This window comes from Pluralibacter sp., from assembly GCF_019237635.1.
Taxonomy (GTDB): Bacteria; Pseudomonadota; Gammaproteobacteria; order Enterobacterales; family Enterobacteriaceae; genus Enterobacter_B.
Genome location: NZ_JAFAGS010000079.1, coordinates 1 through 18463 on the forward strand (window position 1 = coordinate 1; position 18463 = coordinate 18463).

At 57.3% G+C, this 18463-nt stretch carries 15 protein-coding genes; 4 read left to right on the plus strand and 11 right to left on the minus strand.

Annotated elements, in window-relative coordinates:
- Positions 1-142: 142 nt before the first annotated feature.
- From mtnN to JO226_RS09510, 3 genes are read left to right on the plus strand one after another with little or no spacing between them, the layout of a single operon-like run.
- Positions 143-841, plus strand: coding sequence for a 5'-methylthioadenosine/S-adenosylhomocysteine nucleosidase (gene mtnN, locus JO226_RS09500; protein WP_293548113.1), 699 nt, complete (start codon positions 143-145; stop codon positions 839-841).
- Positions 834-1634 carry a vitamin B12 ABC transporter substrate-binding protein BtuF gene (gene btuF, locus JO226_RS09505; RefSeq protein WP_293548116.1) on the plus strand — a complete coding sequence of 267 codons (801 nt, stop codon included), beginning with the start codon at positions 834-836 and terminating at the stop codon, positions 1632-1634. The genes mtnN and btuF overlap by 8 nt, the downstream gene beginning before the upstream one ends.
- A 14-nt stretch (positions 1635-1648) precedes the next feature.
- Positions 1649-2272 (plus strand): TRIC cation channel family protein, encoded by a 624-nt coding sequence (locus tag JO226_RS09510; RefSeq protein ID WP_293548119.1) that lies wholly within the window; start codon positions 1649-1651, stop codon positions 2270-2272.
- Between the two features lie 47 nt (positions 2273-2319).
- Here JO226_RS09510 and erpA read toward each other — a convergent pair whose 3' ends face one another.
- Both erpA and clcA read right to left on the minus strand, forming a co-directional pair.
- The gene (gene erpA, locus JO226_RS09515; RefSeq protein ID WP_013367544.1) at positions 2320-2664 is read right to left on the minus strand and encodes an iron-sulfur cluster insertion protein ErpA; all 345 of its coding nucleotides are present in this window, start codon (positions 2662-2664) and stop codon (positions 2320-2322) included.
- An 81-nt stretch (positions 2665-2745) separates the two neighbouring features.
- The gene (clcA, locus tag JO226_RS09520) at positions 2746-4164 is read right to left on the minus strand and encodes a H(+)/Cl(-) exchange transporter ClcA (protein ID WP_293548122.1); all 1419 of its coding nucleotides are present in this window, start codon (positions 4162-4164) and stop codon (positions 2746-2748) included.
- Positions 4165-4345: 181 nt separating this feature from the next.
- On the opposite strand from clcA, the gene hemL reads away from it, so the two are divergent.
- Positions 4346-5626, plus strand: a complete 1281-nt coding sequence (hemL, locus tag JO226_RS09525) for a glutamate-1-semialdehyde 2,1-aminomutase (protein WP_293548125.1) — start codon at positions 4346-4348, stop codon at positions 5624-5626.
- Between the two features lie 37 nt (positions 5627-5663).
- Here hemL and fhuB read toward each other — a convergent pair whose 3' ends face one another.
- From fhuB to JO226_RS09570, 9 genes are all read right to left on the minus strand, one after another.
- Entirely contained in the window at positions 5664-7646 is a 1983-nt protein-coding gene (gene fhuB, locus JO226_RS09530) for a Fe(3+)-hydroxamate ABC transporter permease FhuB (protein WP_293548128.1), read from the minus strand.
- Positions 7643-8458: a Fe(3+)-hydroxamate ABC transporter substrate-binding protein FhuD gene (gene fhuD / locus JO226_RS09535; RefSeq protein WP_293548149.1), complete on the minus strand. Its 816-nt coding sequence runs from the start codon at positions 8456-8458 to the stop codon at positions 7643-7645. The genes fhuB and fhuD overlap by 4 nt, the downstream gene beginning before the upstream one ends.
- A 70-nt stretch (positions 8459-8528) precedes the next feature.
- The gene (fhuC, locus tag JO226_RS09540; protein WP_293548130.1) at positions 8529-9326 is read right to left on the minus strand and encodes a Fe3+-hydroxamate ABC transporter ATP-binding protein FhuC; all 798 of its coding nucleotides are present in this window, start codon (positions 9324-9326) and stop codon (positions 8529-8531) included.
- 48 nt (positions 9327-9374) lie between these two features.
- Entirely contained in the window at positions 9375-11540 is a 2166-nt protein-coding gene (gene fhuA, locus JO226_RS09545; protein ID WP_293548133.1) for a ferrichrome porin FhuA, read from the minus strand.
- A gap of 182 nt (positions 11541-11722) precedes the next feature.
- Positions 11723-12730, minus strand: a complete 1008-nt coding sequence (locus JO226_RS09550) for a fimbrial protein (RefSeq protein ID WP_293548136.1) — start codon at positions 12728-12730, stop codon at positions 11723-11725.
- Positions 12731-12741: 11 nt separating this feature from the next.
- Positions 12742-15225, minus strand: a complete 2484-nt coding sequence (locus JO226_RS09555) for a fimbria/pilus outer membrane usher protein (RefSeq protein WP_293548139.1) — start codon at positions 15223-15225, stop codon at positions 12742-12744.
- 19 nt (positions 15226-15244) lie between these two features.
- Positions 15245-15958 (minus strand): molecular chaperone, encoded by a 714-nt coding sequence (locus JO226_RS09560; protein WP_293548141.1) that lies wholly within the window; start codon positions 15956-15958, stop codon positions 15245-15247.
- Between the two features lie 52 nt (positions 15959-16010).
- Positions 16011-16589, minus strand: a complete 579-nt coding sequence (locus JO226_RS09565) for a fimbrial protein (RefSeq protein WP_293548144.1) — start codon at positions 16587-16589, stop codon at positions 16011-16013.
- A gap of 397 nt (positions 16590-16986) precedes the next feature.
- The coding region (locus JO226_RS09570) for a penicillin-binding transpeptidase domain-containing protein (RefSeq protein ID WP_293548146.1) at positions 16987-18463 on the minus strand (1477 nt) is incomplete at its 5' end.

Genomic DNA, 18463 nt, shown 5'->3' on the forward strand with positions numbered 1-18463 from the left:
GCCGCGCTTTGCGGCGAGCGGAAACGCCGACGCCAGTTTATCTTGCTGCGAAAATCGATCTTTGCCATCGCCACTCCCGGTCCGCAATTGCTTGTCCCATGATAGACTATGCCTCTAAAGCTAACATATCGCGAGTAAATCTATGAAAATCGGCATTATTGGTGCAATGGAAGAAGAAGTGACGCTGCTGCGTGACAAAATTGAGAACCGTCAGACCATCACTATCGGCGGTAGCGAAATTTACACCGGACAGCTGAACGGCGCTGACGTTGCGCTGCTGAAATCAGGGATCGGCAAAGTCGCTGCCGCGATGGGCGCGGCCCTGCTTATCGAACGCTGCAAACCGGATGTCATCATCAACACCGGTTCCGCTGGCGGGCTGGCGGCAGAGCTGAAAGTCGGCGATATCGTGGTATCCGATGAAGCGCGCTACCACGACGCCGACGTTACCGCCTTTGGTTACGAATATGGTCAGCTTCCGGGCTGCCCGGCAGGTTTCGCCGCCGACGCCAGACTGATTGACGCCGCCGAAAGCTGCATCAAAGCGCTGAACCTGAACGCGGTGCGCGGGCTTATCGTCAGCGGCGATGCGTTTATCAATGGTTCCGTTGGGCTGGCGAGAATTCGCCACAACTTCCCGCAGGCGATTGCCGTTGAAATGGAAGCCACCGCCATTGCTCACGTCTGCCACAACTTCGGCGTCCCGTTCGTCGTGGTTCGCGCCATCTCTGACGTTGCCGACCAGCAGTCGCACCTGAGCTTCGACGAATTCCTCGCCATTGCCGCGAAGCAGTCCAGCCTGATGGTTGAGACGCTGGTGCAGAAACTGGCGCATGCGTAACCGGCGTTTGCGGGGCGTTCTTGCCCTGTTGCTGCTGCTCCCGGCGTGGCTGTTTGCCGCGCCGCGGGTTATCACACTCTCCCCCGCCAACACCGAAATTGCCTTCGCCGCCGGTATTACGCCCGTCGGCATCAGCAGTTTTTCCGATTACCCCCCGCAGGCGGCACACATTGAACAAGTCGCCAGCTGGCAGGGAATCAACCTCGAACGCATCGTGGCGCTGAAGCCTGACGTGGTGTTGGCCTGGCGCGGCGGCAACGCCGAGCGGCAGGTTAACCAGCTGACGTCGCTCGGCATCAAAGTCCTGTGGGTAGACACCAGCCGTATTGAGCAAATTGCCGACATGCTGCGCCAGCTGGCGGTCTGGAGCCCGGAGCCGCAAAAAGCGCGCCAGGCGGCCCAGTCCCTGCTTCAGGAATATGAAACGCTGAAAACCCGCTATGCGCAAACGCCCAAAAAGCGTGTTTTCCTGCAGTTCGGTACGAATCCGCTCTTTACCAGCAATAATGATTCGATTCAGAACGAGATTCTGCGCCTGTGCGGCGGAGAAAACGTTTTTGCCGACAGTCGGGTGCCCTGGCCGCAAATCAGCCGCGAACAGGTGCTGGCGCGCCATCCGCAGGTCATTGTGACCGCAGGCGATAGCAACGACGTCGCACATGTTAAGCAGTTTTGGGGCGACCAGCTCACGATTCCGGTTATTGCGCTAAATACTGACTGGTTTGAACGCGCGTCCCCACGTATTATCCTCGCCGCGAAACAACTCTGTTCTGCGCTGGCGCAGGTTAACTAACGGGAAACGCAACGATGCTTGTCTATTGGCTGGATATTGTTGGCACAGCCGTATTTGCTATCTCCGGCGTCTTACTGGCCGGAAAACTCCGCATGGATCCTTTCGGTGTGCTGGTGCTCGGCGTCGTGACCGCCGTCGGCGGCGGTACTATCCGCGATATGGCGCTGGCCAATGGCCCGGTATTTTGGGTGAAAGATCCTACCGATCTGGTCGTCGCGATGGTCACCAGCATGCTGACGATTTTGCTGGTCCGTCAGCCGCGCCGTTTGCCGAAGTGGATGTTGCCCGTGCTCGACGCCGTGGGGCTGGCGGTCTTCGTGGGAATTGGGGTCAACAAAGCCTTTATCGCCGGTAGCGGCCCGTTGGTCGCTATCTGCATGGGGGTCATCACCGGGGTCGGCGGCGGAATTATCCGCGACGTACTGGCGCGTGAAGTTCCGATGATTCTGCGAACGGAAATCTACGCCACCGCCTGTATTATCGGGGGGATTGCCCACGCCACCGCGCACGATACCTTTGGCATACCGCTGGAAAACGCCGCGATGCTCGGCATGATAGTGACGCTGTGCATCCGTCTTGCGGCTATCCGCTGGCACCTGAAGCTGCCGACATTTGCGCTGGATGATAATGGTCGATAGCAAAAAGCCGTGCTTACAAACACGGCTTTTTGGTCAATACAGCAGCGTTAAATGCTGAATGAAGAGCCACACCCGCAGGTGCTTTTCGCGTTCGGGTTGGTCACGATAAAGCGCGAACCTTCCAGGCCTTCGGTGTAATCGACCGCGCCGCCCACCAGATACTGCAGGCTCATCGGGTCAACAACCAGACCGACGCCCTGTTTCTCGATAGTCATATCGCCGTCGTTAATCTGGTCGTCAAAGGTGAAACCGTACTGGAAACCACTGCAACCACCACCGGTGATATACACACGCAATTTCAGGTTCGGATTGTCTTCATCCGCGATCAGGCTCTTTACTTTATTGGCTGCGGCATCAGTAAACTGCAGCGGCAGCGCTACGTCATCACTCATTTCTTACTCCCGTTGATTCTTCAACCCGGTTAAAGAATAACCCGATCTTTTGAGCCATTATCTAATACCCGACTATTTCGTTCAAGTATTCTCCCCGGCTTCTTGTTTTGCTTTCTGTGCCTGTTCGGCATCCTGCTTCGCCAGCGTGCGGGACAGGATCGTAGAATAGAGCGGCTTACCGCCGAGAAACTGCGCCAATAGCGTCGCACCCAGACAGGTAATAATCATTGGCAAAATGAGCTGATAGTTATCCGCCATCTCCAGCACCAGGATGATCCCCGTTAACGGCGCACGCAAAGAGGCGGCAAGCAATGCCCCCATCCCGGCGATGGCAAACGTCCCCGCTTCCAAATGGTAGGCCGGAAACCAGGCCGCTGCCGCCATGCCGAAGGCAGTCCCGAGCAGCGTCCCAAGCGCCAGCATTGGCGCAAAAATACCGCCCGGCGCGCCGGAAGAGAAGCACAATAAGGTGGTAATCACGCGGGCGAAGAAAATGAACAGCAGCAGGCCGATGGTGAAATTCCCTTCGGCAGCAATGGGGATCAGGTTAAAACCGCCTCCCGCCGCCGTAGGCTGGATAAGCCCGAGAACGCCACACAGGCCGCCAATCAGACCGCCGATCAGCACCCATTTTTTGATGTCGCCGCCATGGATGCGTTGAAACAGATCTTGGGTGCGCAGCACCAGCATATTAAACAACGGCCCAAAACAGCCAAACACCATCCCGAGGATTAGATACAGCCACAGCGTATTGACCGGCGCATTCGCCAGTTGCCCGACCTCAATCAGCGGCGATTCGCCGTTGAACACCCGAAAGACAATGCTCGACATAATCACGCCGGTAAACACCGCCTTTATGGAGATCAGGTTGTAGCGAAACTGCGGGCGCATCTCCTCAATGATGAACAGGATCCCGGCCAGCGGCGCGTTAAATGCAGCCGCCAGTCCCGCCGCGGCACCGGTCGCCAGCAGCGTATGGCGCGCCTCGGCGCTGCGCATTCGGAACAGATCCAGCACCATCCGACCAACATTACCGCCAAGCTGTACCGTGGGTCCTTCCCGTCCCAGCACCATACCGGCGCCAAGGGTACCCATCCCGCCGATAAATTTCACCGGGATCACCCGCCACCAGCGCACCGGACGTAGCTCTTCCAGGGCCCCTTCAATTTCAGGGATGCCCGAGCCACCGGCTTCCGGGGCAAAACGGCGCACCAGGTAATACCCGACCATCGCCAGCAGCGCGGAGAGAATAAACGCCAGCGGCCAGACGATAACATCATAGTTGGCGACGTGCGCCAGTGAACCGAGGCGCCAGTTCTGCACCCCGTTTACAGCTTTTTCGAAGGCCACCCCGACCAGTCCGGCCAGCGTGCCGACGAGCGCGGCCATCAATAAAATCGCCAGCGGCGTTTTATCGCGATTCAAAAGGTGGCGCACCACATGGCGGCGACGCAGGCGGAGAATTTGCTGTGATTCAAAAGAAGGAGATTCTGCTTTCATGCCCGTATCATTTATTGGTAATACAAATCACAAAAAAACATTGTACTCAGCGTGGCGCAAGACGTCGCCAAAAAATACTTGTCGTTTTCGCATTGTTTCAATTGGGCAAAACTTTCATAACTTTCTGAGAATAATTTAGAATAGTTGGCTAACACGCTTTCTACGAACCAGGACCCTCGCAATGAGCAAATCAGAACATCTCTACAGCGCGGCGCGCGAACTTATCCCCGGCGGCGTCAACTCGCCGGTCCGCGCTTTTACCGGCGTCGGCGGCACACCGCTGTTTATCGAACGTGCCGACGGCGCGTATCTGTATGACGTCGACGGCAAAGCCTACATCGATTACGTCGGCTCCTGGGGCCCAATGGTGCTGGGCCATAACCATCCGGCCATCCGCAACGCGGTGATTGAAGCGGCGCAGCGCGGCTTAAGCTTTGGCGCGCCGACCGAAATGGAAGTCAAAATGGCGGCGCTGGTCACCGAACTGGTGCCGACCATGGATATGGTGCGCATGGTGAACTCCGGTACCGAAGCGACCATGAGCGCTATCCGCCTGGCGCGCGGTTTTACCGGCCGTGACAAAATCATCAAATTCGAAGGCTGCTACCACGGCCATGCCGACTGCCTGCTGGTGAAAGCAGGCTCCGGCGCCCTGACGCTGGGCCAGCCGAACTCCCCGGGCGTACCGGCGGATTTCGCGAAACATACCCTGACCTGCACCTATAACGATCTGGCTTCTGTTCGTGCGGCCTTTGAGCAGTATCCGCAGGATATCGCCTGCATCATCGTTGAGCCGGTCGCAGGTAACATGAACTGCATCCCGCCGCAGCCGGATTTCCTGCCTGGTCTGCGCGCGCTGTGCGACGAATTCGGCGCGCTGCTGATCATCGACGAAGTGATGACCGGTTTTCGCGTCGCGCTGGCGGGCGCCCAGTCCTACTACGACGTGGTGCCTGACCTGACCTGCCTTGGCAAAATCATCGGCGGCGGTATGCCGGTGGGCGCCTTCGGCGGACGCAGAGACGTGATGGAAGCGCTGGCGCCGACCGGGCCGGTTTATCAGGCCGGTACGCTGTCCGGCAACCCGATCGCCATGGCTGCTGGTTTTGCCTGCCTGACCGAAGTCGCTCAGCCGGGTATTCATGAAACGCTGACCGAACTGACCAATCAACTGGCCGCAGGCCTGCTGGAAGCCGCGAAAGAAGCGGGTATTCCGCTGGTGGTCAATAACGTCGGCGGGATGTTCGGCATCTTCTTTACCGATGCCAAAACGGTCACCTGCTACCAGGACGTGGTGAAATGCGACGTCGAGCGCTTCAAGCGTTTCTTCCATCTGATGCTGGAAGAAGGCGTCTACCTTGCGCCGTCCGCGTTTGAAGCCGGCTTTATGTCTGTCGCGCACAGCGAAGCCGATATCGATAGCACCATTGATGCCGCACGCCGGGCGTTTGCTAAACTCTGAGTCTTTACGCCCGGCGAGCATGACCCGCCGGGCGTTTTTATCGGTTCTGCTTTCTTAACAGATAAATAAAGTATGGCGCGCCGATAAAGGTCGACAGCAGCCCTGCCGGGATCTGGTACGGGAACAGCATCATCCGTCCGCCCCAGTCGGCAAACACCAGCAGTATCCCGCCCATCAACGCCGACATCACCATATGCGGCATCGTCCGCCGAAAGCCGGTCATCCTGGCGATATGCGGCGCAATTAATCCCACAAAACTCAGTGGACCGATGGTCATGGTCGCCGTCGCCGTCAGGCTGGCCGCCAGCAGCAGCAGACCAACGCGCGTCGGCGTCAGCGCGATACCGACCGCACGCGCCGCTTCCCCGCCGAGCGGCAGTATCGTCAACCAGCGACGGCACAACGGCACCAGCGCCAGTAGCACGATCATCACCGCACCGGTCCGTAGCGCCTGCCCCCAGGAGGCGTCATACGTCGAGCCGGAAAGCCAGGTCAGGATCTGTGCCATCCGCGGGTCGCCGCTGGCCTGCAGTATCATCAGCAGCATAGTGAACGCGGTGCTGAGCGCCATCCCGGCAAGCAGCATCCGCTGCGGTGAAAAACCGCCGCGCCCGGCGGCAAGTAGAATGACGAGCAGCGTGACGGCCGCGCCCACACTGCCCGCAGGCATCAACCAGACAAAGGCGTTTCCTGGTACAAAAAACAGCATCAGCACCACGCCGAACGCCGCGCCGGAGGAGATGCCCAGCACTTCCGGGCTGGCCATCGGGTTGCCGGTCAGACGCTGAATCATACAGCCCGCCACCGCCAGCATCATCCCGGCGGTCAGCGCCGTCATCATGCGCGGCCCTCGCCATTCCAGCAGCGCATCAAGCTCTTCACCATACGCCCAGAACCAGCCATGCTCAGCGCGCCCGAAGGAAAGCGCGATTGCGACGGTCAGCAGCAGCAGACCAACCCCACACGCTGACCACCATTGGATGTGCTGGCGCTCGGCCGCCACCTTATCGCCCGCGTCCATCGCCGGGGCGCTGATGCTGTGCAGACGCGGCAACAGCCACAGCAGCAGCGGCGCGCCAATCAGCGCGGTCACCGAGCCAGTGGAGACCTCCCTCCAGACTTGAGCGAGCCAAAGAATCATCTGGTCGGAGAGCAAGAGGATCAACGCGCCGATAACCGGCGCCAGCACAAGCCTTGGCAGCAGGCGCCGCGCCCCCAGCATTTTCGCCAGCAGCGGCGCAAACAGGCCGATAAAGCCGATAATCCCCACCGCGTTGACCAGCAGGGCGCTCATCACGATAGCCAGCGTAAGCACCACCAGCCGGGCCAGCGACAGCGCCAGCCCCAGATTGCGCGCCACGCCGTCATCAAGCCCCATCAGCGTCAGCGGGCGCAGCAGCAGTAAGGTCAGCATGGCGCCGCCGAGCAGTTGCGGCCACAGCTGCCGCACCACCTGCCAGTCGGTTTGCGTCAGCGTGCCGGTGCTCCACAGGAACATACTTTGCAACTGGTCGTGGTGAAAAATAACCAGCAGTTGGTTTATTGCGCCGCAGTACAGGCTCACCACCAGCCCCGCCAGAATCAGCGTCACCGGCGACAGCCGTTTGCCCCAGGCAACGCCGAACACCAGCGCGCCGACAATGCAGGCTCCCGCCAGCGCGGCGAACGACGTACTCAGCACGCTGGGTATCGCCCACAGTGTGGTAATGGTGATGCCCAACTGGGCGCCTGTGGCCACGCCGAGCGTGGTCGGCTCCGCCAGCGGGTTGCGCAGCACCTGCTGAAACAGCACGCCGACCAGCCCAAGCCCTGCGCCGACGAGCAAAGAGACCGCCACCCGCGGCAGCAGGCTGTAGTGAAAAATCATTTGCGCGATGTGGTCGACATCCGGCTGCCAGAACGCCTGCCGCCACTGCGTGCGCGGCAGCGCCACGTTCAGGTTATGCCAGCAGAGTCCGGCGGCGGCGACCAGCAGGGCGAGCAACAGCAGCGCCGGCAAAGGCGCCATTCGCGATCTCATGACCTTTCCCCCAGCGCCTGCTCCAGCAGGCGGACAAAATGCATCACCGACAGCGTCGCGCCATAAAACCAGACGGCCGGTACGCGCTGAAAACGTTGCTGGCGAACAAACGGCAGCGCCTGCCACAGCGGCGTTGCCATCAGTTTTTGCATTTCAGGCTCGTTGCCGTGATCGAAGCAGAGCACATCAACATCCTTAAAATCGCCTAACCGGTCGATACCCACCACGTCGCTGCCCCAGAAATGGGTTTTCCCCTGCCACGCGTTGACCAGCCCATACGCATCCAGCACAGGCTGGAACAGGCAGTTTCTGCCAAATACCAACATATGGCGGGCATCAAGCAGGCTGACCAGCAGCAGCGGGCGGTGCGGGCGGGAAAAATTCGCCCGGCGCTGTTCAATAAAGCGGTCGAAATCGCTCAGATGGCGCTGCGCCTGTGCTTCCCGTCCTAACCGCTGCGCCAGTGTTATCAGCGACTCACGCACGGTGGCGAGCGGATTGACGCCGTTGCTGAAGGTCACGCCGTCGCCTGGGGCAATCCGGGTGAATTTATCCGGCGAAGGGCCATATCCTGACGACCAGACCAGAAACGAGGGCTGCATTTGCGTAAGCAGTTCAAGGTTGGGTTCAGTGCGCAGGCCAACGTTAATCACCGACGCCGGAAGCGACGGTTGGTTAACCCACAACCGGTAGTTGGGTAAATCGGCAACGCCATAGGGCGTGACGCCGAGCGCCAGCAGCAGCTCAACGGGCAGCCAGTCCAGCGCGACTACCTTATGCGGGTTTACCGCGCCCGCCTGCGCGCGCGGCATCTGCCAGAGCAATGGCGAGAGCGCCAAAGCCGTCAGTAAACGTCGGCGGCTAATCACAGAGCGTTATCCCTTAATAGACAAAACTGACCGGCGCAGCCCCTGCCGGATGCGGCAGGATCCCCATCGGAATACCGTAAATCTGCTCCAGCGTTTCGCCGCGCATCAGCGTTTCCGGCGACCCCTTTGCAATCATCTCGCCGCCGCGCAGCGCCACCAGGTAGTCGCAGTAACGCGCCGCCATGTTGATGTCATGCAATACGGCGATAACCGTCAGCCCGCGCTGCTGGCTTAAACGGCGCACCAGCGCCAGCACGTCAACCTGATGGGCGATATCCAGCGCGGAGGTCGGCTCGTCAAGCAGCAGGCAGCGGCTGTCCTGGGCCACCAGCATGGCGATCCACGCCCGCTGCCGCTCGCCGCCCGAGAGGCTATCGACCAGACGATGCGCCAGCGGCTTTAAGCCGACCAGCGTAATCGCCTCGTCGACTTTTTCCCGGTCGGCGACGCCAAAACGTCCCAGCGCGCCGTGCCACGGGTAGCGGCCAATCGCCACCAACTCGCGCACCGTCATCCCCTCCGCCGCAGGCAACTGCTGCGGCAGGTAGGCGACCTTGCGGGCAAACGCTTTGCTGCTCCAGCCGTCCAGCGGCTGTCCGTCCAACAGGATATCCCCTTCCGACGGCAACTGGTGACGTCCGAGCATTTTCAGCAACGTGGATTTACCCGAGCCATTATGGCCAATCAGCCCAGTGACGTTACCTGCAGGAAAGGTCAGCGACAGCGGATGCAGCAGCGTACGGCCAGGCACGTGGAAGGCGACGTTGCGAAGCGAAAAAGTGGTTTCAGATGGGATCGAAGAGTCCTGCATAGCGGTCCGCCTGATGCCGGGCGCGGCAAGCCGCGCCCGTTTAAAAGATTAGAAACGGAAAGTTGCGGTGGCAACCACCTGACGCTCCGCACCCCAGAAGCAGCCGTAGGTGGCAAAGCAACTGGCGACATAATCGCGATCGAACAGGTTGTTGACGTTCAGCGCAACGCTTGAACCCGCCATGCCGACACGCGCCAGATCGTACTTCACGACCGCATCCACGATGGTTGCGCTGGCCACCTTAAAGGTGTTGGCCGGATCGCCCCAGGAAGAGCCGATATAGCGACCGCCCGTCCCGACCGTCAGCCCGGACAGCGGACCGGCGTTGAAGGTGTAATCGCCCCACAGCGAGGCCATGTGGGTCGGCACCTGTTCCGGCGTATTGCCCTGCAGCGTTGTATCGTCGGTGTACTGCGCATCGGTGTAAGTGTATGACGCCGTCAAATTCACGTTAGCGCTGAGCGCGGCTTTCGCCTCCAGTTCAAGACCGCGAGAGCGAATCTCACCGCCCTGGAGGGACGAGTACAGGTGATCCGGATCGGACATCAGGTTGTTGGTTTTCGTCAGCTGGTAAATCGCCGCCGTTAACACGACAGGGCGATCGCCCGGGACGTACTTCACGCCCGCTTCGTACTGACGGCCCTTCGACGGCTTAAAGGTATTGCCGTAGAAATCCGCGCCGGAGTTCGGTTCAAACGATTCGCTGTAGCTGATGTACGGCGCAATGCCGTTATCGAACACATAGTTAAGACCCGCGCGCCCGGTGAACTGGTTGTCGTCGCGCTCGGTGTAGTTGTTCGCCTGGTAAGCACGGGTAGATTGCGTCAACCAGTCGTAGCGCCCCCCCACCGTCAGCACAAACTGGTTCCACTCCGCCTGGTCCTGAACATAGATACCGGTCTGCTTTTGTTTGTTCTGCTGATAAGGCGCCGCAGAACCAAAATCATAATCACTGTAGTCCGGGTTACTCAGATCCAGCGGCGGCGCGGTGCCGAAGGTGGCGTTAATGTCATTGCGCATCTGCTGGAAATCCACCCCGGTCAGCAGCGTGTGCGAAACGGCTGCGGTTGAGAATGTGCTTTGCAACTGAGTATCTACCGCAAAGTTATGCAGCTTTTCGTTATCCACCACGGTGCCGCGATTAAGCATCATCGGGTTGTTCGGATCGATACCGGTACCGTAGACGTTTTTCTGGGCGGTTTTAGATTCGACATAGCGCAGGTTCTGGCGCACGGTAAAGGTGTCGTCGAACGCATGGTCGAAGCTGTAACCCACCATCTTGTGCGACAGGGAATAGGTGTTATTCGGCGCGCCTTCGTTGAAGTCCGTCGGCAGGTGCTTACCGTTCGCCAGCGGTATAACGGTACCCTGCATAGGCAGCCAGCCGTAATAGCCGGTTTCCGGGCTGTCCTGGAAGTTAGACAGGAAGGTGAAATCGGTGTTGTCATCCGGGCGCCATGAGAACGACGGCGCGATGGCGTAACGTTTCTGTTTGGCGAACTGCTGCTGGTCGTCGTTTGAACGCGCCACGCCGGTCAGACGGTAGGACCACTCGCCCGCGTCGTCGATAGCATCGCTGAAGTCAAAACCCGTTTGCCACAGGTTGTCGGTACCCATTTTGAACTGGACTTCTTTGAGCGGTTCGGTGGTCGGGCGTTTACTGACCATCGAGATAATCCCGCCCGGACTGCTTTTTCCGTACAGCACCGACGTCGGGCCGCGCATCAGTTCAACGCGCTCCAGCATGTAGGGGTCAATAATCACTTCATTGTAAAAATCGCCCTGCAGCTTCAGGCCGTCCAGATAGTTGTTCTGGTTAACGGAGCCGAAACCGCGAATTTTCACCGCATCATACGTATCAGAGGCACCGCGCGTCGCGACGGTAACCCCTGGCGTATATCCCAGCGCTTCTTTCACCGATGCGGGCTGATGCGTATCCATCTCTTCACGCGTCACCACCGACACAGACTGCGGGGTCTTTTCAATCGGAGTATCGGTTTTGGTCGCCGTCGCGGTATGTTTTGCGGCGATCGTCGCCGCCGGGCCCCACGCGCTTTCCTGCACGGTCGGCGCGGCGGTAACGGTAATGGTTTCTTCTGTGGGTTGTTCGGCTGCCAGAGCAGACACGGACAGGCCGCTAATCGCCGTGGCGACAATGACGGCAAGTTTACGCAGCGAGGTATTCACTGGCTGAGCAGTTTGAGGACGCGCCATGATTTTCTCTGATGATCAAATGATAAAGTAAACGAGAATTATTCTTATAAGCATGTGATGGTAGACGAAACGCGGGACGCATAGCAAGCGATATGCGTCCCTGTAAGCGTTAAGGGATTAAGAAATGACCAGATGAAAATCAGGGGTTAATAGCGTCAGAATAATGTTACAGGTTGTTGAGATTAGCGGTAATACACCTCGAAAGTCGCGACGGAATCGACTTTACCGGCCTTAACGTCCCCGGTTTTGACGTAGCGCGCCTTGAGCGGAATGTCTACCGGCTCTTTATCACTGGCGCTGCTAATGGCGTTGTATTCTTGATCGAAATTAATCACGGCATCGTTTTTATCGAGGATCTGAATACCGACCCCACTGGCCGCCAGATCGCCACCGGCAATCGCCAGGATATTACCGTTCGTTACCCCCGTTGAACCCGCGCTTTTAAACTGATAGTCGACCCGCGTTCCTGCGGCGCAATCTGTTATTTCAATTTTGAAATTGCTGTCGGTAAGTATGTCTGAATACTGGCCGTTAAAATCCTGCGTATTCACGGTTTTTAAAGGAACATAGATGTTTTTATCCACCAGATTGCAGGTGTTAGTATTGGTTGAGATGTGTACGCTGGCGGGAGAAAAACGCATTTCGCCGATTACGGTCCCACCCAGCATCTCCTGCGCCGTTAAGCGTGAGGTATCAAGATAGCCATCCTGAACGTTACCAATCACCACCAACTGTGCCACCGCACGAAACGTTGCCGTTGCGGACGTAGAACCGTGTCTCTTTCCCACATAGTTCCAGGGCCTGACGATATCTTCCTCCATATAGGAGGGAAATCGCTCAGTTGATGCCGCCGCGCGGATCCCAATACCTGGAACGTTGGTTTTGTACACCCCGGGGAGAACATCTTCGCGAGCATCGGCATCGGTTAACGCGAGATAGCCTTTACGAATCTGTTCATCCGCTCCGCTACAATGGAGCGTCACCTCATCGCTCTCCACATTACCGTCATACACGACGGTACCCACTGGCGTATCGGGGTCAAGTACGATGACGGCGGGTACCTGAAAGGTCGCCACCCCATCATTTCCGCCCGTAAACGTGCAATCCGCAAAAGCCGGACAAGCTGCCGCCAACACCGCCAGTGAAAAGAGGGGAATGGCAATCCTCATCGCCGCACAAACCTGACTCACTGTGACTCTCCCTAACGACAGATTGCTGTCGTTCTAAAAATGCCTGTTTCACGATCGTCCGGCACCGTGACCGTACCCGCGCACTGGTTTGCGTTACCCTCCCCCCACTGCACATGAAAAGGGGCCGTCCCACGAAGGCCGGAGAGATACACCTCCCCATCATCACCCACAATCGCCGTCGTACCGTCCAGCGCCACCACCGCGCCGAAGGGAATCACCTTACCGTGAAAACGCAGGCTGACGAGCGCCCGCCGCCCGACTCGCGCATCGAAGGAGGCCGATACCGCGGCCCCTTTCGTCGGAATGAGATCCTGCGTGGCCGCGTCAATATCAATATCCTCACGATCCTGCGTATTCACGGTAATCGCGTTATGCCGATAGGTGGTGAGCATGGGCACAATCGCGTTGCCATAACGGTCGGTGTAAATACCGCGCCCGTTTTGCACTTTCACGTTATCGCCGTCGGCAATATGCACAATGGCGAACGCATCGCGTACCGTCTGACCGAGAGTGACGCCATGCTGATGGGCGACAACGGAACCCTGCGCGCTGTAGTTCCACTGCTTGTTATCGCCGCTGTAGCTGTAACCCATCCCCAACTCCCCTGCCGAACCGCGATAGCGGCCAGAGACGCTCGCGCCATAGCCGGTATTATTGCTGGTGTAGCTCTGCTGGAGGTTGTAGCTGAGGTTATTGTCGTCAAGCGCCGTTCCGCCGATCCCAACCTGGTGCGAAGTGTAACCACCGCTTGAGGTGTTCACGCTGTAGGTTGCCCATGAGTTCGCCAGCCAATGCGACAGGGGAATATTGACCGAGAAGGCTATCTGCCGGTCATCATCCGCATCCGGCGTTCTGGTCAGGCCGTAGCTCACTGACCAGGAAATATCCCGCCAGCTGGAGCTAAACCCGGCGCTGACGCTGCGCTCATGCCCGTTCATATCCCAGTAATCCTGTTGGTAGGCGTTAAGGTACGCTGACCCCAGGTTTCCAAGACTCTGAGATAAATTAACCTGCAAGCGGCTACGACGATTGTTGACGCGGCGATAGGTATAAATGCCATCGTCAATATGGTTATCACGTTGATCGATAGCCTCCTGAAAGGTGTAAAACCCGGAAGTCGAATAACGATAGCTGGCCAGCGTCACGGTGGTATCGGTTTCGGGAATGTCTTTGGAATACTGCGTACGCCAGGAGAGCCCATTCGCATCATCGCGGCCATCGTCAAAGACGGTGCGCGCAGCGGTAACATCCACAGACGCCGAACCGAACCGCCCCAGATCGGCCCCAATACCCGCTAATGCCGCATGATACAGCGATGCGCCAAGTACGCCGGAATACACCGTGACGCCGTAGGGCAAACCATAAATCACGGTCCCCTGGGCAAATGCGGGCTCCTCCTCACCCTCATTACCACGGAATTTACCCGCTGAAAAAGTGTACTTAAGCGCGCCCTCACGCTGCAAAATGGGTACCGACGCGCTGGCCTGAATAAAGCTGCGTACGGTGCCATCCGCCTCCTCCACGCTAACGTCCAGGTCCGCGCCTGCCGTCACCTGGCTGAGGTCGCGAATCTCAAACGGGCCGGGAGGCACGTTTGCCTGATAGATAGTGTAACCATTTTGTTTGATCGTCACTTTTGCATCGCTGTTGGCGATACCGCGGACAACCGGGGCAAAACCCTGCTGGCTCTGTGGAAGCATGCTGGTGTCAGTTTCCAGCTTGATGCCGAGCATCTGTACACTGTCGAACAGTTCCCCATTCGTCGATGTCTGACCGATTTCTAACTGGCTTTTTAACGCTTTGATATCACGTTGCAGACTCGTGCTGATTGCATCCCACCCGGCAGAATCGCTCCATGTACTATTGTTACGAAGCCGCCACACCCCAAGATTCACACCGGAATTTAGCCCAAGCCAGGTTGAGGTTGTTTTACCGGCATTCGACTGCTGCTGCGAACCACTCAGCTGATAGCTGGCCCAGACGGCAGACGCGCCATCATCCCAGGATTTGGCATCGATCGTTCCCGCCGCGGTTTGATCGCGATAAACCTGTGGGATAACAAGGGAAAGCGTTTGATCGTCCAGATTCACGTCATATCTGGCGCCATCGATAAAGTGAGCAATGTCGTCAACCCGGGTACGGTCATCAGCGCCATTAAGCCCATGAATGCTGTCCACTTTAACGCCAAACTCTCGCAAGTCGGCTTTGGTCAATACAGGGATCAGACGTTGTTTATCATCCGACAGCGAGTAAGTAATGGTACGTTTATCTATGACCGCTTTTCCCCACATGACCGTGGTGGGATACTTGCCCGGCAGCAGCCCGTTATTTCTGATAAAACTTTTCAGCGTAGCGGTATTTTCCAGCGGCGTGTCCAGTTCCAGGATTCGTAAATTAAATTCGTCCTCCGCACAAGCCGGTTGGCACAGCGCCAGCAACGCCAGCGCTACCCCATTCATCAATACCGACCAACACCACCGCAATGACAGGGACATACGCTCCTTCCATGGAAATTCACAACGCCTGCTGGCGCTGGCGCGTCGGCGCGCCGAAATCGCTAATGGCCGTCCAGGTCACCGGGCCGTTAGCAGAGGGCGGCAACGTGAAGTTCTGTTCGCTGAAGGGCGCAACCATCATGGTCAGCGCCCCAGGCGTCGATTTAGCGTCAACGGCCGACACAGCTTTACCGCCAACGGATAACTGACCAAAAGAGACATAGAACGGCGTCGGGTTTTTGGCGATAAGCTGCGCGCCCTGGCGACGAAAAGTGATTTTCTCCCAGGCCTTCAGCGCATCGGATTCACTGAGCTGTGCCGGGCGCCAGAACAGCTTGAGCCGCGTCTTCATGGCGAATTGCAGCGTATTTTTATCTTTCAGCTCAGGAGACAACGCTGAAACCGACTTTACGTTAGCGAGGAACAGCGACTCCCTGTCTTTGGGCAACGTTTTTTTATCGCCGGTAAAAATAATATGTAAAAGCGTCTGCCGATTTTCCTGCAACTTGTAAACAGGCGGGGTAATAACAAACGGCGCTTTTGCATCATGGATATCGCTAACCCAGCTTTGTACCAGGTAGCGGGTATGCTGATCTTTATTCTTTAACGCAATCTGAACTTCAGATTTATTGGATGGATAAATAATACGTGTACCGCCAAGAACAATACTGGCCTGAGCAGAACAACAACTCGCGATCAAACATCCGCATAATACTTTTAATACTCTGTTCATCTTTGTATTGAACCTGACGAAGGCAGCCAGACTACAGCCGCCCTTAACGTAATTAACGGTAAACGACCTCAAATGTGGCTGACGCCGCATATTTACCTGCAGTCGGTGCCGTACTGCCAACCTGAATAACATTCGCGGTGTAGTTAAAAACCGATGCTGTCGTGCCGTCCGTATTGTTGGCGACATCCGTCGTACTGTCTGGCGTCGAGCCGTCAAACAGCACATCGCCTTTTGCGCCGTTGTCATTTTTAACGGTAATCCCCACATTGGTGGCATCACCTGCACCTAAGAGATCGTTTTGCAGACGTTTGTAGCCTGCATCCGTCGTTGTACCGCTGAACTTAAGGTTCAGATTAGCAACCAGCGGATCGCACCCTGTCACCTCGATTTTGAACGGTTTTGACGTCCCTATCGCTCCATCACCGCCAACATAATCCGAGGGATAGGTATCCGCAAACGTCACGGTTGACGCATTGGTCCCTGAGCCATCGACATTAATCGTACAGGTGTCAGCCACAATTTTTCCGGAGAAATTCACCGTGCCAGAATCATTCGCCGATGAGAACGCGGACGTCGATAGCATCGCCGCAACACTTCCAGCCAGGAACGAAGAAACAATATATTTATTCATGAACAATCCTTTATTTAAAATAATGAATAAATCAAATCCATACAGCGCGTATAAAACACACAAAGAAATAATGCGTTATTTAATTCAGAAGATGATTAGCCATAAACAAAAATATAATTAACAGCAATATTCAATCTCCTGTTTATATTGAATCAGAAAATTCTCTAGTTTGTCTATACGGAGGCTAACGACACGTCAACGCATCCATGCATAACCTGCTGTTTCCATAATATAAAACCAAGCGTTATTTATTCTAATATTTCAATTTAATTAAACTAAATTAATAAAAGGCATATTCACAAAAAAACCGCAAAGAAAAAACACGTAAAATTAATGCAAATATCATGATAAAAAAAGCCGCTTCATCGTGAAGCGGCTTTTCGCTGCATGGCAAGTATCAGTTACTACCAAACATCTCTTTAATCCACCCGGCGACACCGTCGCCGTCTTTCTTCTCATTCTGCTGCTGCGGCGGTTGCTGCGGCTGCGGTTGTTGCGACGAAGGCGCAAATGGATTATTCGTCTGCTGCTGCATCATCTGGCCCTGCTGGCACAGCTGATCCGGCGTTGTGGTCCAGACGGGCAACGTACGCATACCGCCGCCGCCGCAGACAAAGTTGCCGTTGTCATCGACGCCCATATCGACAATGTCTTCCGGCGGCGTCAAATCCAGCGGGATCGGCGACTGGTTCGCCAGGTAGCGCTGGTAAATCGACATCGCCCCGCTCGCGCCGTACAGCCTGGTCGGCTGGTTGTTGTCGCGACCTACCCAGGTGATCACCACTTCACGACCGTCGATCCCGGCAAACCAGGTGTCGACGTTGTTGTTGGTGGTCCCGGTTTTCCCCGCCAGGTGCAGGCCAGGGTACTTGGCGCCGAGCTGACGGCCTGTCCCGCGCTGCACCACCTGCTGCATCGTCCACAGCGTCATGTAGGCCGCCTGCGCCGGAACGGCGCGCTCGGCCTGCGGGTAGCTCTGGTACAGCACCGTCCCGTCTTCAGCAATCACCGAGCGCAACGCCGACAGCGGCGCGCGATTGCCGCCGCTGGCGATGGTCTGGAATGCCTGCGCCACTTCGATAGGCGTCAGGTTCAACGCCCCGAGCAGTATCGCCGGTACCGGGTTCAGCTGATCTTTCGGCGCGCCCAGCTTCTGCCAGGTATCGGTAACGGCTGCAAGCCCCAACGACATCCCCAGGTTCACCGTCGGCACGTTCATTGAACGCGTCAGCGCGTCCACCAGCATCACCTGACCGCTGAAACGCTTGTCATCGTTCTGCGGCGACCAGGTCTGGCCGTTAGGCAGACGAATGCCGATCGGCGCATCGGCGATCCAGGTGTTAAGACGATAGGTATTCGGCTGGCTCAGCGCGGTCAGATAGGTCGCCGGTTTCGCCAACGAGCCAATCGAACGGCGCGCCTGCATGGCGCGGTTATAGCCTGCGAACTGCGGCTCTGCGCCGCCGACCATCGCGCGGACCTCGCCGCTAAAGCGGTCGACCACCACCATCGCGGTTTCCAGATCGCTCAGCTTACGCTGCTTCATCAGCACCGGAATACCGTCGACCGCCGCTTTTTCCGCAGCATCCTGGGCGACAGAGTCAAAGGTGGTGAAAATCTTCACGCCGGAGAGGTCTTTCACCTTATCGCCCAGCTTCTCCTGCAACTCCTGGCGCACCATCTGCATGAAAGCAGGCTGTGGAGAGATCACGCCGCCGCGCGGCTGCACGCCCAGCGGACGGGCGCTCAGCATATCGTACAGCTCCTGGTTTATCACATTCTGCTGCTGCAGTAAGCGCAGCACCAGGTTGCGACGCTCCAGCGCCAGTTTCGGGTTACGCCACGGGTTATAGATTGACGCCCCTTTCACCATC

Coding starts and splice junctions, on each gene's coding strand:
- hemL (WP_293548125.1), top strand. CDS start 4,346: ATGAGCAAATCAGAACATCTCTACAGCGCGGCGCGCGAACTTATCCCC.
- JO226_RS09510 (WP_293548119.1), top strand. CDS start 1,649: ATGCTTGTCTATTGGCTGGATATTGTTGGCACAGCCGTATTTGCTATC.
- mtnN (WP_293548113.1), top strand. CDS start 143: ATGAAAATCGGCATTATTGGTGCAATGGAAGAAGAAGTGACGCTGCTG.
- btuF (WP_293548116.1), top strand. CDS start 834: ATGCGTAACCGGCGTTTGCGGGGCGTTCTTGCCCTGTTGCTGCTGCTC.
- JO226_RS09565 (WP_293548144.1), bottom strand. CDS start 16,589: ATGAATAAATATATTGTTTCTTCGTTCCTGGCTGGAAGTGTTGCGGCG.
- JO226_RS09560 (WP_293548141.1), bottom strand. CDS start 15,958: ATGAACAGAGTATTAAAAGTATTATGCGGATGTTTGATCGCGAGTTGT.
- clcA (WP_293548122.1), bottom strand. CDS start 4,164: ATGAAAGCAGAATCTCCTTCTTTTGAATCACAGCAAATTCTCCGCCTG.
- erpA (WP_013367544.1), bottom strand. CDS start 2,664: ATGAGTGATGACGTAGCGCTGCCGCTGCAGTTTACTGATGCCGCAGCC.
- JO226_RS09555 (WP_293548139.1), bottom strand. CDS start 15,225: ATGTCCCTGTCATTGCGGTGGTGTTGGTCGGTATTGATGAATGGGGTA.
- fhuA (WP_293548133.1), bottom strand. CDS start 11,540: ATGGCGCGTCCTCAAACTGCTCAGCCAGTGAATACCTCGCTGCGTAAA.
- fhuD (WP_293548149.1), bottom strand. CDS start 8,458: ATGCCGCGCGCGCAGGCGGGCGCGGTAAACCCGCATAAGGTAGTCGCG.
- fhuB (WP_293548128.1), bottom strand. CDS start 7,646: ATGAGATCGCGAATGGCGCCTTTGCCGGCGCTGCTGTTGCTCGCCCTG.
- fhuC (WP_293548130.1), bottom strand. CDS start 9,326: ATGCAGGACTCTTCGATCCCATCTGAAACCACTTTTTCGCTTCGCAAC.